The 15,313-nt window shown below is 29.4% G+C and carries 15 protein-coding genes; 2 read left to right on the top strand and 13 right to left on the bottom strand.

Going from position 1 to position 15,313, the window contains the following annotated elements; genetic code table 11:
- Positions 1-50: 50 nt before the first annotated feature.
- On the bottom strand, positions 51-1,148 hold the full coding sequence (locus ACJDUG_RS06835; RefSeq protein WP_406769149.1) for a D-alanyl-D-alanine carboxypeptidase family protein: 1,098 nt from the start codon (positions 1,146-1,148) through the stop codon (positions 51-53).
- A gap of 187 nt (positions 1,149-1,335) precedes the next feature.
- Between ACJDUG_RS06835 and ACJDUG_RS06840 the strand changes: the two genes are divergently transcribed.
- Both ACJDUG_RS06840 and ytfJ read left to right on the top strand, forming a co-directional pair.
- A complete protein-coding gene (locus tag ACJDUG_RS06840; protein WP_406769150.1) occupies positions 1,336-1,911 on the top strand; it encodes a DUF2953 domain-containing protein in 576 nt (191 codons plus the stop codon).
- 48 nt (positions 1,912-1,959) lie between these two features.
- Complete coding sequence (ytfJ, locus tag ACJDUG_RS06845) at positions 1,960-2,391, top strand: GerW family sporulation protein (protein WP_406769151.1); 432 nt, start codon at positions 1,960-1,962, stop codon at positions 2,389-2,391.
- Position 2,392: 1 nt separating this feature from the next.
- Here the strand turns inward: ytfJ and scpB are convergent, their stop codons facing one another.
- From scpB to ACJDUG_RS06905, 12 genes are all read right to left on the bottom strand, one after another.
- Positions 2,393-3,004, bottom strand: coding sequence for an SMC-Scp complex subunit ScpB (scpB, locus tag ACJDUG_RS06850; protein ID WP_406769152.1), 612 nt, complete (start codon positions 3,002-3,004; stop codon positions 2,393-2,395).
- Positions 2,970-3,746 carry a segregation/condensation protein A gene (locus tag ACJDUG_RS06855; RefSeq protein ID WP_406769153.1) on the bottom strand — a complete coding sequence of 259 codons (777 nt, stop codon included), beginning with the start codon at positions 3,744-3,746 and terminating at the stop codon, positions 2,970-2,972. The genes scpB and ACJDUG_RS06855 overlap by 35 nt, the downstream gene beginning before the upstream one ends.
- Before the next feature lie 128 nt (positions 3,747-3,874).
- Positions 3,875-5,041, bottom strand: a complete 1,167-nt coding sequence (locus ACJDUG_RS06860; protein WP_406769154.1) for a D-alanyl-D-alanine carboxypeptidase family protein — start codon at positions 5,039-5,041, stop codon at positions 3,875-3,877.
- Between the two features lie 218 nt (positions 5,042-5,259).
- Positions 5,260-6,558, bottom strand: coding sequence for a pyrimidine-nucleoside phosphorylase (locus ACJDUG_RS06865; RefSeq protein ID WP_406769155.1), 1,299 nt, complete (start codon positions 6,556-6,558; stop codon positions 5,260-5,262).
- Positions 6,559-6,581: 23 nt separating this feature from the next.
- Complete coding sequence (locus ACJDUG_RS06870) at positions 6,582-7,397, bottom strand: purine-nucleoside phosphorylase (protein WP_406769156.1); 816 nt, start codon at positions 7,395-7,397, stop codon at positions 6,582-6,584.
- Between the two features lie 407 nt (positions 7,398-7,804).
- Entirely contained in the window at positions 7,805-8,431 is a 627-nt protein-coding gene (spoIIM, locus tag ACJDUG_RS06875; protein WP_406769157.1) for a stage II sporulation protein M, read from the bottom strand.
- A 163-nt stretch (positions 8,432-8,594) separates the two neighbouring features.
- Entirely contained in the window at positions 8,595-9,392 is a 798-nt protein-coding gene (locus ACJDUG_RS06880) for a YhfC family intramembrane metalloprotease (protein WP_406769158.1), read from the bottom strand.
- 386 nt (positions 9,393-9,778) lie between these two features.
- The gene (spo0A, locus tag ACJDUG_RS06885) at positions 9,779-10,591 is read right to left on the bottom strand and encodes a sporulation transcription factor Spo0A (RefSeq protein WP_406769159.1); all 813 of its coding nucleotides are present in this window, start codon (positions 10,589-10,591) and stop codon (positions 9,779-9,781) included.
- Positions 10,592-10,769: 178 nt separating this feature from the next.
- Complete coding sequence (gene spoIVB / locus ACJDUG_RS06890) at positions 10,770-11,993, bottom strand: SpoIVB peptidase (protein WP_406769160.1); 1,224 nt, start codon at positions 11,991-11,993, stop codon at positions 10,770-10,772.
- A 246-nt stretch (positions 11,994-12,239) separates the two neighbouring features.
- On the bottom strand, positions 12,240-13,934 hold the full coding sequence (recN, locus tag ACJDUG_RS06895; RefSeq protein ID WP_406769161.1) for a DNA repair protein RecN: 1,695 nt from the start codon (positions 13,932-13,934) through the stop codon (positions 12,240-12,242).
- Between the two features lie 64 nt (positions 13,935-13,998).
- Positions 13,999-14,460, bottom strand: coding sequence for an arginine repressor (locus ACJDUG_RS06900; protein ID WP_406769162.1), 462 nt, complete (start codon positions 14,458-14,460; stop codon positions 13,999-14,001).
- The gene (locus tag ACJDUG_RS06905; protein WP_406769163.1) at positions 14,460-15,311 is read right to left on the bottom strand and encodes an NAD(+)/NADH kinase; all 852 of its coding nucleotides are present in this window, start codon (positions 15,309-15,311) and stop codon (positions 14,460-14,462) included. Before ACJDUG_RS06905 ends, ACJDUG_RS06900 begins: the two co-directional genes overlap by 1 nt.
- Positions 15,312-15,313 lie beyond the last annotated feature (2 nt).

Consider the following 15,313-nt stretch of genomic DNA (forward strand, 5'->3'; position numbering starts at 1 on the left):
AAATCTTAACACTTATTAAAGTGCTCTCGGTAAAATTATATATATTTTATTTATTTAAAGAAAAACCACTTTTTTGCTTTAATATCATTACCTGCAATTAAATAATTATTATATATCTTTTTATCTCCTTCATAGATACTTATACTTCCAAGCTTTGTGCCTTTCATTATAGGAAGTTTTATGTTTTCAGTTGGCTTTGATATTTTTACTTCATAATTTTCGCTTTTATTCACCGGTAATATTATTTCCTCTTCAGTCGTAAGCTTAAGTATCTTACTTGAATGATTAATATTAAATTCATCTACTACCTCATCCTTTGAAAAAAACTGTTTATAATCGTAATTCTTATTAATATAATCATATATTTTCTTTGTTTCCTTCCATCTTTCAGATGAGTTTAGCACCACAATAACAATATCATTATTCTGTATTTCAACAGATGAAACTAAGCACTTTCCAGCTTTGCCTGTATAGCCTGTTTTAACACCGCTAGATTCAGGTAAAAGCCATAAAATTTTATTAATATTGTGATAGCTTCGTGTAAAATCGCTGTCTTTCTTATCTAAATCCTTTGTTGCAACTATTTCATTAAATAATTTATCTTCTCTTGCCTTTATAGTTATTAAAGCCAAATCATAGGCGTTGCAATAGTGATTTTCACTATCTAAACCATGAGGTGATTCAAAATTTGTGCTGCAGAGTCCAATTTGATTTGCATATTCATTCATTATTCTTACAAATCCTTCTACACTGCCTCCAATACCTTCTGCAATAGCAATGGCCGCATCATTTCCAGATCTTAACATTAAGCCGTATATAAGTTCCTTAAGAGAAATCATGTCGCCTTTTTTGTATCCAACAATTGAACCACGAATCGCTGATGCCTTGCTTGATATTTCAAACTTTTTATCTAAGTCTCCGTATTTAAGGGCCACTAGAGCTGTCATTATCTTTGTTGTACTTGCCATAGGTATAAGCATATGTGCATTTTTTTCATACAGCACTACTTTGGACTTACTGTCAATGGCAACTGCTGCTCTTGCATTAACATTAATATTCATAGCATATACTTCACTACTTACTAAATTAAATATAATTAGCGAAATTACTAAAAATAAGCTAATAAATTTACTTCTTTTACTTTTCATTCTAAATCACCTCTTAAAACATACTATATTTATTTTTTCTAATTTCAGATTAATTACTCATATTAATATTTTCCATGATATTAATAATGTGAATAATTTTTATAAGCAATATAATTTAAGTGATATTTATTAATAAACTTATATTTATAATTTTATTGGAAATAATATAAACACTGGAGGAAAAGTTATGTTTTACCTGTATTTTATATTATTGTTTATAATAATTTTATTATTGATTCCAATTCCTATAAAGCTCAGCATAAAATACCCTAGTTTTAATATAAATTTATATTTATTTAACTTTAAACTTAATTTAGGTAAATTAAGACATCTTTTTAAAAAAAGTAAGTTAAAAAAAGCTGTTAAGCCCTTACATAAGGAAAAGGCTGAATTTGATTTAACATATATACTTTTTCTTATAGACAGAATTGAGAACATAAAATTAAAGCCTACAATTAGATTTAAAATCTATTGTAACTTTGGTTTTAGTGATGCATCTAGTACAGCAATAGCATTTGGTTATATTAGTTCAATTTCTCCTTTTCTATATAAGTTTTTAAATATTCCCTTTAAAGTCAAAAGCTATGATTGTAATATTAGGCCAAATTTTCAAGGTGCATTTTTAGAATCAAATATAAATAGTATAATTTTTGTAAATATAATCAAAATAATCTATATGCTCCTTTTTATTAGAAAGAAAAGGAATCGCTCAAACCTTAATTTTAAAATAAAGAAGCAAGAGCAAGATAATTCTAAAACATAGCAATTATTAATTGTTGTGACATATATAAGAAAGACGAGGAGGAATACGATGGATAATCATCCAATTGACAATTTAATGAAAACCACTATGGAACATATCAAAGAAATGGTAGATGTAAATACCATAATTGGAGATGCTATAGAAGCTAAAGATGGTTCTATAATAATTCCAATTTCGAGAGTTTGTTTTGGTTTTGCAGCGGGTGGTAGTGAATTTAACTCAAAAGAAGAAAAAAAAGAAATGTCAAACTTTCCCTTTGGGGGAGGTACTGGAGCTGGGGTTACTGTTAAACCTGTGGCTTTTCTAGTTATACATAATGAATCAGTAAGAATTTTACCTGTTGAATATGATAATCCTTATGAGAAATTCCTAGATTCGATACCACAATTTATTGATATGATAAAGGGCCTAACCTGTAAAAATAAAGGTGATAGTAAAGCTAAGGAAGCTACTGTAGATACAAATGAAACCAAGGAATAGTCTATTCCTTGGTTTCATTTTCATTGTTATCATTTTCATCTACTAAAATTTCTAAATTTGCTAAATCATCTAAAGCTGGCAGCTGCTCTAAGTTTTCTAATCCAAAGTGCAAAAGAAACTTATCAGCAGTTGCAAAAAGAACGGGCCTTCCTGGTACTTCTAATCTACCAACTTCCTTAATAAGACCTTTTTCAGTTAAGGTTAAAACAGCTCTATCACTTTTTACGCCTCTTATTTCATCAATATTTATCCTTGTTATAGGTTGCTTATAGGCAATTATTGCCAAAGTTTCCAAGGCAGCTTGGGAAAGAGATTGTCTCGTATTTATCTTAAGAAGCTTTTGAACATAATTAGTATTTATGGCTTTCGTTACTAATTGATATTCATCATTAAGTGTTATAAGTATGATTCCCCTTTCTTCTCTTTCATAATTTTCCTTTAACATTTCTAATAAATTTCTTGTGGTTACAAGATCACATTCTATGATTGATGCTATCTCCTTGTCTTTTAAGGGATCTCCACTAGCAAATAGTAATGATTCAATAATTGAAAAATATACTTTTTTCTTTGAAATTTCATCAATCTCTAACTGATCCAGATAGGCTTTCTTCATTATTTTCTATCCTTTCTACATATATATCGGTAAAATTCTTTTCTTGAAGTACTCTTACAGTCTTTAGTTTTATTAACTCAAGTAGAGCTAAAAAAGTTACTACTTTTTCCATTTTGCTTTCACAGGTAGTAAGCATATCAGTAAAAATTACTATTTTACCTTGCTTTAGATTTTGCCTTAAGTATTCCATTTTATCTTCAATTTTATATGAATCAATAGGAATTTCTTTCTGTATAATATTTCCATTATTGGTTTTACTATAGAATTTATTCATTAGTTCATTAAATAGTCTATACAGCTCTAACATTGTTATATTATTTAGAATGTTTACTTTTTCATCTTTGCTGTTATCAATAATAATTTCAGGTTTCTTAGTGAATACTACACCAAACTCTTCTTCCTTTTTTCTTAAAATTTCAGCTATAGCTTTATACTTTTTGTATTCTATAAGCTTTGAAACTAATTCTTTACGTGGGTCAACCTCTTTATCTGCAGCTGTCTCATCTTCTGTATAATTAGGCAAGAGCATTCTAGATTTTATCTCAAGAAGATTTGCAGCAATCAAAATAAATTCTGAGGTTACCTCTAAATCCATTTCTTTCATTTGATTTATATATTGTAAATATTGATTTGTTATTTCATGAATTTGTATGTCATATATATCCATTTCACTTTTTTTTATTAAGTGAAGCAGCAAATCAAAAGGACCTTCAAAGTTTTCAATCTTTATATTTAATGTCATTGGTTCTCTCCTAAAACATTGTTTAATTCCTATAATAGTATTTTAGATGGTTTCATAACTTTTTACAAATAAAATTTAGAAAATAAAACAGCTTAAGTGCAAATTTGCCTTTAAGCTGCTTAAGTACGTTATATAGAATTCTCAAACATTCTCTTAATATTTAATTTTAGGTTCTCAAACACGCCACCCTTTTTAAAGTCTCTATCACAATATATTTCAACTTTATTTAATGGTATATTATTAACTAATAATTCACAGTAGCCTACTACTTCTCCTTTTTTGAATTCCTTTTTGCTACTATCAATATTTAAGGTGCATTTCTTTATAATTTTATTATCAATTCCTTTTTCAAGAACTACGCTGCAATCCTGCTTTGCTTTTGCAATAAAATATTTGTCACTTTGCTTATTAATGTATACTTTTTCTATATCATCGTCTTTAATTACTGCCTTTTTAACTTCAAATTTTGAAAATCCAAAATTAAGAAGCATGCTGGCATCTCTATTTCTTATTTTGTAGGAAGGAGCTCCCATTATAACTGTTAACATTCTTGCACCATCTCTAACAGCTGTAGCCGATATGCAGTATTTTGCTTCTTCTGTAAAACCAGTTTTTAATCCATCACAACCCTTGAAAAACCTAACTAATTTATTATGGTTAACTAGTCCTATAGGTGATTTCCTTCCTTCTGAAATAGTTTCCATATATGTTCCTGAATATTTTAATATGGTAGGGTGCTTCAACAGCTCTCTTGACATTATGGAAATATCATAGGCACTTGTTACATGTCCTGCTGCATTTAGTCCAGTACAGTTTTTAAAGGTAGTATCCTTCATGCCTAAGGTCTTTGCTCTATCATTCATAAGCTTAACAAAGGCTTCTTCACTACCAGCTAAATATTCCCCCATTGCAACTGCTGCATCATTACCAGATGCTATAGCAATACCTTTTAAAATTTCTTCCACTGTTCTAATCTCCCCAGTGTCTAAAAGCATTGTGCTTCCGCCCATTTTTTTTGCATTTTCGCTTGCAGTAATCCTATCACTTAATTTAATCTTACCACTATCTACAGCCTCCATTGCTAGAAGCATAGTCATAATCTTAGTTACAGAAGCTGGTGCAAGTTTTTCATGAGAATTTTTTTCAAATATTATCTTTCCTGTTATAGGTTCCATTAGTAATGCCGATCTTGCATCAACCTTTAAGCCGGTCTCCTCAGCCTTAACCTTAACAGAAAATATTTGAAAAATAAAAACAGCTGATAGTATAATGCTAAATAATTTTTGTTTTCTCATATTACTCCTCCTTTCCATGAAATTAGTATTACCTCTTTTTTTTAGATTATAACGAAAGAAATTTGTTAAATTTTACTTTAAAGTGTATAGATATATAGTAAAAAAGCTTATGAATAAATAATATTATGAAATTATCCTTTTCTAAAGATAAAAAAATAGCCTTACACTAGGTAAAGCTATTTCTAAATTCATCATTAAATTTTAATTGCAAACTTTGTTTATAGTATTATATCATGAATGTAATCTACTTTTTTAGCAGTCTTTCCAATTGTATACGCCTTTCTTATCATAGCCTCAGCATCGTCATATTGAGATAAATTAGTATGTAATACACATAAGGTATCTCCAATTTTAACTTTATCTCCAACTTTCTTTACAATTGTTATGCCAGCAGCAAAATCAATAGAATCTTCTTTAGTTTTTCTACCTGCACCCAAAAGCATTGCTGCTATTCCAATATTTTCAGCCTCTATAGCTGCTACAAAGCCTTCCTCTGTAGATTTTACTTCAAAATGTTTCTTAGCAACAGGTAAAAGCTCTATATTTTCAATAACTTCAGGATTTCCCCCTTGTATCTTAACAAGTTCCTTAAGTTTTTCAATTGCCCTGCCTGATTTTATTATTTCTGATAAGCTCTTAAATGCTTCGTCAAACTCCTTAAAGGCACCTCCTAATACAGCCATATGAGAGGCAATAGTAAGTGCTACTGTAGTTTCGTCTTCTGAGCCCTTTCCTTTTAGAACCTCAATTGCTTCTCTTACTTCATTTGCATTACCTACTTCGTGGCCTAAAGGCTGATTCATATCTGTAATAACTGCTACAGTCCTTCTATTAAGATGCTTACCTATTTCAACCATTGTTCTTGCTAATTTCCTTGCTTCCTCTACAGTTTTCATGAAAGCACCTGATCCAGCTTTAACATCAAGAACTATAGCATCTGAGCCTGAAGCTATTTTTTTGCTCATTATTGAGCTAGCTATTAAAGGAATACTATCAACTGTTGCAGTAACATCTCTTAAGGCATATATTTTCTTATCTGCAGGAGTTAGATTTCCAGACTGTCCGGTAATTGCCATCTTATATTTGTTTACATTATTAATAAATTCTTCACTGCTTAATTCAGTTCTAAAGCCTTCAATGGATTCAAGCTTATCAATAGTTCCGCCAGTGTGTCCTAAACCTCTGCCAGACATTTTAGCTATTGGAACACCTACAGAAGCTACCAGAGGAATTACAATTAAGCTTATTTTATCCCCTACTCCTCCAGTTGAGTGTTTATCAACTTTTATACCCTTTATAGCTGAAAGATCTACCTTATCACCAGAGTTGACAAAAGACATTGTCATATTAGAAGTCTCTTCCTTATTCATGCCCTTAAAATAAACAGACATAAGAAATGCAGACATCTGATAGTCAGGGATTTCACCTTTAGTATAGCCTTGTACAGCAAAATCAATTTCTTCTGCAGTAAGTACTTTTCCTTCCTTTTTCTTTTCTATTAAATCTACCATCCTCATTTTTAGTTCACCTCTATAATCTATTAAAGTATTTTTACAAATTCATTAATCAGATTAATAAACTTATCTTTAACTCTATTGGAAACTTCTATAACTTCTTCATGATTAAGAGCTTTGTCTAAAATACCAGCAGCCATATTTGTAATACATGATATACCTAACACTTTAATGCCACAGTGTCTTGCAACAATTACTTCCGGGACAGTTGACATCCCAACTGCATCACCGCCTAATATTCTAGTCATTCTAATTTCAGCTGGGGTTTCATAGGTAGGTCCAGTAAACATAAAGTAAGTGCCCTGCTTAAGTTCAATATTTAGATTATTTGCTGCACCTTTTGCTAAATTAATTAATTCCTTATTATAGGCAGAAGACATATCTGGAAATCTAACACCTAGTTTCTCTTCATTTTTCCCTATTAATGGGTTATTAAATGCCAAATTAACATGATCAGTAATAAGCATTAAATCTCCTGGCTTAAAGTCAAGATTTACCCCGCCTGCTGCGTTTGTAACTATTAATGTTTCAATTCCTAAATACTTCATTATATAAACTGGCAGTACTAAATCCTCCATTTTATTTCCTTCGTAATAATGGAACCTTCCCTGCATCATAACAACATCTTTGCCTTGAAGTTTTCCAAATACAAATTGACCTTTATGCCCTTTAACAGTTGATTCAGGTAAATTTGGCACCTCAGAATATTTTATTACAACCATATCTTCAAGGGTTTCGGCCATTTCTCCAAGTCCTGATCCAAGTATTATTCCTACCTTAGGAATAATATTAATTTTACCTTTAATGTAGCTTACGCTTTCTATTACCTTCTCTAAATTCATTTACTCAATCCTTTCTTTAGATTAATTATAATTTTAGTGATGAAAATAGGCATGTATCTAACCTTTTGTAAGCTAAACACATGCTAATATTATAAAAAAATATTATTAAATTTAAGAGTTTTAATTGTAAGCCTTAAAGTAATTTTAGAATTATGAAATATACAATTAAAAATTACTTATAATTTTTTTAATAATATATAAATAATTATATAGAATTTTCATATTTTTATCTACTAAAAAATTAACAAAAATACTATTATCATATATATTTGTTTTATAAAAATAGTATAACAACCCATCTATTACTTTTGGCAGCAACATACCAAATAAGATAAGAATGAAAAAGCATTTTAGTATGAGGTAAAGAAATTCTATAACATTTTCCTGTTTGAACATGTTTTCACTTCCTATAGTACAAGCTTAACTAAAGAAGGTGAGCCATAGGTTTCTAATGCAAAACCAAGAAACATTACTATTGTAATAACTGCAAAGTAAAAAGAATAAGTTGCTAACTTAACCCAAAGGCTTCCATTATACCTTTTATTCACCTTTTCTTTAAGAAGATTAACTGAGAATTCCATAGAAAGTACTGATGCAATTAGAATACAAGGAATATAGAATAGATTCTGAGGAACTATTCCTAATGCTGCCACTCCAATTCCCTTTACTCCAAAACCGCTAATCATAAAACTTAACGTAAAACCAACAGTAAAACCTTTAACTAAGTCAATTAATAATATTATAGGTATTCCAACCATTGTTAATCCAAGAAACCAAATTGCAATTATAAATGGAATATTATTTTTTATAACGTCTATTAAAATACTATTATATTCAAAATTACCTTGAGTAATATTCTGTGAAAAATTACTTAAATAGTTTATCAAATCACTTCTATCACCATTAGCCATATATTTTACAGAATAAATTCCTAGAACGATTCCAGTAAATATGCAAAGTAAACTAATTACATAAAGCCAAAAGTTCTCTTGAACGTGATTGCCTAAATTAATTGCATTTCTTCTATTGGACATATCTTTCTCCTCCTTGGGTTCCTCATTTTACACTAAGCAATTATTATTGCTGTTCCCTTTGTATATTATCTTTAAATATTTATGATAATAAATGGAGTTATATGACTAGTCCAAAAAACATAAAAAGTATAAAATAATAAAGCCTTGGTGATAGATTTTAACTTTACACTGAAATGGAAATATTATCAGCTTTAAATATTTTCTTTGATTTTATAACCCAGTAAATTCCTATAATACAAGATGTAAAAGCTACACCCTCAACAACCCAAATACTCAAAATACCCCTTTGAGCAAGTACTGCTGGGAAATCTACTAATGCATGAAGCAATATAGCAATAATATAATATATATACTTTCTATTTTTAACTGCATATAAAACCAAGATTGATAATCCGATCTGAATTGATATTGCAAAACATCTTTCTAAACCTGACACAAAAAATAGATACCAATCAGTATTTATAAGAGCATTCTTAACTTGTTCAGCTGTTGCTATCGGCAGCTTTGAACCAATCAATGCACTAAAATTTCCTTTGTTTATAGTTAGAGAATATATAAGATTATTACTTGCCGTAAGTCCTGCCAATAATATCGCCTCAATACCTCCATGGCCTATACCATAGGCAAAACCATCTTTCCATTGCCAGTGCTTCTTTGAAAAAAAATTAAAGGCTATCAGTCTTCCAGTTTCTTCAAATATACCTGCAGCAAGGCCTCCATAAATTGCATATATCCAAGTATTTCCCATTAAAGTCCTAGTTGTTCCATTTAACTTTAATACATAAAAATGAAACAACTGCTCCAATACCAAGGCAAAAACAAAGAATATCAATGCTCCCATAGCTATAGTAATGAAATAAGCAGAATACCTTTTTTTAGCATAAATTATCAACCCAATGGGTAGTAAAAATGAAACCAATAAAGTAAATATCATACCTGCCAAGGATAAATTACTGACCATAAAACGCCTCCTAATATTTTTATACAGTTATGTCGTCATTAAGAACAATTACAATTTAATATATTTATATTCTATGTTTTCCTTTAAATTCCTCCAAAAAAAGCTTCCCCCTTTTTATATCGATATAAAGTTATTTAAATATAATTGTTTTTGTTATATAACTTAAAATATCAAAAAATTGTATCTTTGAATGCATTGATAGAAGCTACTCCCAAAATCTTTTACAAAGTATCAAGAAATTAGGCATAATTTTTTTCAAAAAAAGACCTCCTTCATTATAAATAAATGAAGAAAGTCTAAGAAATTTTTATATATTTATACACAAATTTTTACATTCATTAATTTGAATAAAAAACGGATTAGCCGTAAACCATTATTTTACTTAATTAACCTACTTTATTTTTAAGTCTAAGCTTGTCTGCTACCATAGCAATAAATTCTGAATTAGTTGGCTTACCTTTATCATTATGTATAGTGTATCCAAAAAGCTTATTTATTGTATCAACCTGCCCTCTATTCCATGCAACTTCAATTGCATGTCTTATAGCTCTTTCTACTCGGCTTGCTGTTGTATTGAATTTTTTAGCTATTGATGGATATAGTTCTTTTGTAACAGCAGATAATAATTCAATATCGTTTACCACCATACTAATAGCTTCTCTTAAATACATGTACCCTTTAATGTGAGCAGGAACTCCGATTTCATGAATTATTCCGGTTATTTCAGTTTCTAAATCTATAGGTTCGTTTCTATTTATCTTTATTTCTGGTGTATCTTCCATAGGAATGGTTCTTTTAGTATCATCGCTTGAAATAGTATTGTTAAACATTTGTCTTATTCTCTTTGTAAATACATCCATATCAAAAGGTTTTACAACATAATAATCTGCACCTAAAGTTATGGCTCTTTGAGTGATTTTATCTTGTCCAACAGCTGATAAAACTATTATCCTAGGCATTGGATCAACATTGATACTATTTAATCTCTCTAGTACTCCAAGTCCATCCAAGTGCGGCATAATAATATCTAATACTACTAAATCAGGCTTTTTTTCCTGAATAAGTTTAAGTGCTTCTAAGCCATCTTTTGCGATTCCTGTTACTACTATGTCCCTCTGATTTAATAAGTAATCGTTTAATATATTGCAAAATTCTTTATTATCATCTGCAATAATAACACTTATTTTTGAATCTTCCATGTTTAAATACCCCTTTCAAATTAAATTCCATTTCTTAACAATTTATTAATTCGACAAAACTATAATAAATCCTTCTATAAAAATAATTTTTTTTATTAAAAATGACTAAAAATAAATAATAAGTGAATTTATAATTTTTTTATAATTCACTTATTATTATAATACTATTATAATTAGCTTAATTCGTCAATATATCTGCATCTTTAAGCATCCATTCTATATAAACACCATAACCTGTATCTGGCTTATTTATTAAAACATGAGTTACAGCTCCTATTATTTTATTGTTCTGTATAATTGGACTTCCACTCATACCTTGAACTATCCCACCTGTTTTTTCTAACAAAATTGGATCAGTTATTTTAATTATCATACTTTTAGGACTAGGAGTTTCTTGTTTTAAAAGTTTCTCAATTTCAATATTATAAAATTTGGGCTCTTCTCCATCTACTGTTGTTAATATTTGAGCTGGCCCTACTTTTATTTCATCTCTTAAAGCTATATCTAGAGGTTTACTGTTTTTGTTAATTAGACTTTTATTTGTGCTTCCAAATATTCCGCAATTAGTATTTTTTGTTATATCACCTAACGGGACTTCCTCGTCAATAAAAATGCCTTTTAATTCTCCTGGATTTCCCTTAGCACCTTTTCTAACAGAAACTATTGATGATGATATAATTTGCCCAGTATTAATATTTAAAATAGTACCCGTATCAGAATCTGTAATAGGATGCCCTAATGCAGCAAACTTATTTGTATTTTCGTCATAAAAGGTAAGTGTTCCAACACCTGCTGTAGAATCTCTTATCCAAAGCCCAATTTTATATTTTGCTTCATTAGTGTTTTTCATAGGTTTAACTTTTTTGATAAGTTCCTCTCCCTTTCTATCTATTGTTATATTTAATTCTTTACCTTCACAGCTATTCACTATATTAGATACCTGCTCTGAACTAGTAATATTTATGTTATTTATTTTTAAAATACTATCGCCAACTTGTATTCCTGCTGCTGCTCCTGGACTGCTGATCTTGCCATTTTCAGTTTCTATATCAGATAGTGCAACTACTAAGGCACCCTTAGTGCTTAACTTTACTCCTATTGGCTGACCACCTGGATATAAACTAATTTTATTCGATATAGCCTTAACAGAAACAGTTTTTAAGGGCAAAATACCTAATAAACTTACATGTGCTTTTCTAACATTACTGTTATTTGTTATTAAGTTATTTACTTTAATGTCCTTTTCTTCTACTAATTTTAAAAAGCTGTTACTTTTTAATTCCTGTCCTTCCCTTACAAAAATAGTAGTAGGAATCTGGCCTATATTAATGAAAGTAAATAAAGTTAGAAAAATGATAGGAGTTAATATCCAGCATAACAACCTTATTTTTTTCTTTTTCATGCTTTTTTCCTCCTGTCGTCTAATAATTTTCTAACCTTAAGTTGCCCTTTAAAATATGTTCTTATGCTATATTAAAGTTTCATATATAGTTAAACCATTGTTTTTTAAAGCAAAATATGATAGTTTTAATATTTTTTATTAAAAATTTTTTTGCGTTATAAAAAAATAGTTATAACATTTTAAAGTGTTATAACTCTATTCTTCCACAAAATTAAGTTTTTTATTTACTAAAATATAAATAATTTATTAAATTAATTCATTTTTTTTAATTTCTGCCATTAAAATAAGTTCTTTTGCATGTTCCATGGTTAATTTAGTTACTTCAGCTCCACCAACCATTCTGGCGATTTCTATCTGTTTTTGTTCCTTACTTAGCTTAGTAACTGAAGTAAAGGTTTTATCCTTTTTTACATCTTTAGAAATCAAGAAATGGGTATCAGACATACAAGCAATTTGAGATAAGTGTGTAACACAAAACACTTGATGTTTTGAAGCTATTAAATACATCTTTTCAGCCACACTTTGTGCTACTCTACCACTTATTCCAACATCAATTTCATCAAATATAACTGAAGGAATGCTATCCTTATCTACAAAAACAGTTTTAAAAGCAAGCATAATACGAGAAAGCTCTCCGCCTGATACTATCTTTTCTAGATCCTTCAATGGTTCTCCTGGATTAGTTGAAATTAAAAATTGGACTTTATCACTGCCATTTTCATTAAAGCCATCCTGCTTACTTATTTCTATTTTAAAAATACATTTTTCAAGACCAATATACTTTAATTCTTTTGTTACCTCTTTTTCCAGTAATGTGGATATTCTGCATCTTTTGTCATGAATTTGATTAGTTATTAGCGCAAGTTCTATAATAAGTTCTGCTTTTTCCTTTTTTAACTTTTCAATTATTTCATTACTATTTATAAGCTCCTCATATTGAGTTTGTATTTTATCCCTAAATTCTATAATTTCCTTAATTGAATTGCCATACTTTTTCTTTAATATACCAATTTGATATATTCTACTATTTATAAATTCCAATTTATTCTCATCATATTGGATGCTGTCTCTTAAATTTCTAACCTCAGCAATGTTTTGCTCTAAATTGTAATAGGATTCTTCTAAGCTGTCACCAATTGCTTTAACTTTTTCGATATGCTTTTGTATTCCCCGAATCTCTTTTATAGCAATACCTAATGCATCGTATACTGATGGAGAACTATCACTGCCTTGATCTAGTATTTCATAGCAAATATTAAGGCTATTATTTATCTTCTCAGCATTAGATAAAATAGAGAATTCGCTCTCAAGCTCAACATCTTCATTAATTCTTAATTTAGCTTTATTAATTTCATCTATTTGATATTTATAATAATCTATTAAAGTTTCTTTTTCTCCTTCTTTTCCCTGAATCTTATTTATTTCATTGTTTATATTTAGTAAATGTCTATATTTTATGCGGTAATTTTCAAGTAAAGTGCCTAATTTTTCTCCGCCAAAATCATCTACATAATAAATATGATTTGCAGAATCTAACATATTTTGATTTTCATGTTGTCCATGAATATCTAATAAAGTTGAGCTAACTGTTTTTACGTTATTCAGTAGCATAGCTTTTCCGTTAATTTTAGCAATAGACTTACCAGTGATAAAAGTCTCTCTGCTTATAATCACCATGTCTTCGGCTTCGATATCATAAAGTTTTAAGGCTTCAGCTGTTTTTTTATTTTCTATGGTAAATACAGCTTCAACATATGTCTTTTCTTCCCCAGTTCTTATTAAATCTTTACTGAACTTACCGCCTAAAACATAGCTAATTGCGTCAATTAATATAGATTTACCAGCTCCTGTCTCACCTGTTAAAACATTAAATCCCTTTTCAAAGTTTATTGTTAAATTTTCTATTAGAGCAAAGTTACTTATATTTAATTGAAGAAGCATTTTAACCTCCTAGTATTCCTTATACGCACACAACAATTATTAATTGTTGTGCTCCTGGAATTCCTTATGATTCCTGATCACTAATCATTTTTTTAATTTTTTGTACTAGTAAAATGCAAAGTTCTTTGCTTCTTGCAAGCACAAATATTGTATTATCCCCTGCTATTGTGCCTGCAACTCCTTCAAAACTCAAAGAATCAATGGCTTCTGCAGCAACTTGTGCTGAACCCGGTATTGTTTTAATAACTATAAAATTTTCAACATTTTCAACTGAAAGAACTGTTTGACTAAAAACATTTACAAGCTTTTCCGATAAGAACTTTTCAATAGGAGATATAGATGCATATTTATATTTTCCTTCACTAGACAAAACTTTTATGAGCTTTAATTCCTTAATATCCCTAGAAACTGTAGCCTGAGTTACATCCATTCCAATGTTTTTCAATTCTTCAGCAAGTTCTTCTTGTGTCTCAATGTCTTTAATATTGATGATCTCTAATATCTTTGCATGCCGTGCAACCTTCATTAATTACCACCCTCACACTCTTTTGTTCTTAGAGTAATTTTTCTTCTTAATATATCAAAGTAATCATAACCGTCTAGCTTAATCAAGCTGCATTTTAATGGAGACATAGTCACTTCTATTTTGTCATTATTTTTAAGCTCATAGGATTGCTGCCCATCTACAGTTAGAAAAACACTTTCAAATTTTCTCTTAATTGCTACATTTATTTTACTGCTGCCATCTACAACCAATGTTCTCACTCCAAGAGAATGTGGACAAATTGGTGTGATAGACATTAGCTTTAAGGTAGGATACATTATAGGTCCTCCAGCAGACAATGAATACGCTGTTGAGCCTGTTGGTGTTGAAATAATCACTCCATCTGCAGTAAATGATGCATAATACTTGTCATCTATATAAATTTCGTATTTAGCCATTCTAGCTAATGTTCCTTTAGCCACTACTATGTCGTTTAAACCTATATAGTTTTTAACATCATTCTCCTTTTCAATTTTGCAGTTTAATATAATCCTATCTTCAATTTTAAACTTTTTTTCTTTTATATTTATGATTGCCATAGCAAAATCTGTACTAACTACCTCAGTTAAAAAGCCCAAATTCCCTATGTTTACCCCTAGAATAGGAATATTGTACTTTGCAACTTCCCGGGCAGTGCCTAAAAGAGTCCCATCTCCGCCAACAGAAATAATAAAGTCAAGAAAGGTATCTTTAATACTATGTAAATCCTGACTGTCCTTAAATATAGTGATTTTGGAATCTGGAATTATATTTTCAATAGTATTTGTAATGAAACTTAATATATCTCCATTAATATCTTTTTCAGTATTAATATTTATACCAATATTTTTCATAA

Source organism: Candidatus Clostridium stratigraminis (genome assembly GCF_045310675.1).
GTDB lineage: Bacteria > Bacillota > Clostridia > Clostridiales > Clostridiaceae > Clostridium_AT > Clostridium_AT stratigraminis.

What these genes read in the sequence shown, in the direction of transcription:
- ACJDUG_RS06855 (WP_406769153.1), bottom strand. Translation starts at nt 3,746, where the DNA reads ATGACATTAAATATAAAGATTGAAAACTTTGAAGGTCCTTTTGATTTG.
- ACJDUG_RS06835 (WP_406769149.1), bottom strand. Translation starts at nt 1,148, where the DNA reads ATGAAAAGTAAAAGAAGTAAATTTATTAGCTTATTTTTAGTAATTTCG.
- recN (WP_406769161.1), bottom strand. Translation starts at nt 13,934, where the DNA reads ATGCTTCTTCAATTAAATATAAGTAACTTTGCTCTAATAGAAAATTTA.
- scpB (WP_406769152.1), bottom strand. Translation starts at nt 3,004, where the DNA reads ATGAAGAAAGCCTATCTGGATCAGTTAGAGATTGATGAAATTTCAAAG.
- ACJDUG_RS06880 (WP_406769158.1), bottom strand. Translation starts at nt 9,392, where the DNA reads ATGGTCAGTAATTTATCCTTGGCAGGTATGATATTTACTTTATTGGTT.
- ACJDUG_RS06860 (WP_406769154.1), bottom strand. Translation starts at nt 5,041, where the DNA reads ATGAGAAAACAAAAATTATTTAGCATTATACTATCAGCTGTTTTTATT.
- ACJDUG_RS06900 (WP_406769162.1), bottom strand. Translation starts at nt 14,460, where the DNA reads ATGAAGGTTGCACGGCATGCAAAGATATTAGAGATCATCAATATTAAA.
- spoIVB (WP_406769160.1), bottom strand. Translation starts at nt 11,993, where the DNA reads ATGAAAAAGAAAAAAATAAGGTTGTTATGCTGGATATTAACTCCTATC.
- ACJDUG_RS06870 (WP_406769156.1), bottom strand. Translation starts at nt 7,397, where the DNA reads ATGAATTTAGAGAAGGTAATAGAAAGCGTAAGCTACATTAAAGGTAAA.
- ACJDUG_RS06865 (WP_406769155.1), bottom strand. Translation starts at nt 6,558, where the DNA reads ATGAGGATGGTAGATTTAATAGAAAAGAAAAAGGAAGGAAAAGTACTT.
- ACJDUG_RS06840 (WP_406769150.1), top strand. Translation starts at nt 1,336, where the DNA reads ATGTTTTACCTGTATTTTATATTATTGTTTATAATAATTTTATTATTG.
- ytfJ (WP_406769151.1), top strand. Translation starts at nt 1,960, where the DNA reads ATGGATAATCATCCAATTGACAATTTAATGAAAACCACTATGGAACAT.
- spoIIM (WP_406769157.1), bottom strand. Translation starts at nt 8,431, where the DNA reads ATGTCCAATAGAAGAAATGCAATTAATTTAGGCAATCACGTTCAAGAG.
- spo0A (WP_406769159.1), bottom strand. Translation starts at nt 10,591, where the DNA reads ATGGAAGATTCAAAAATAAGTGTTATTATTGCAGATGATAATAAAGAA.
- ACJDUG_RS06905 (WP_406769163.1), bottom strand. Translation starts at nt 15,311, where the DNA reads ATGAAAAATATTGGTATAAATATTAATACTGAAAAAGATATTAATGGA.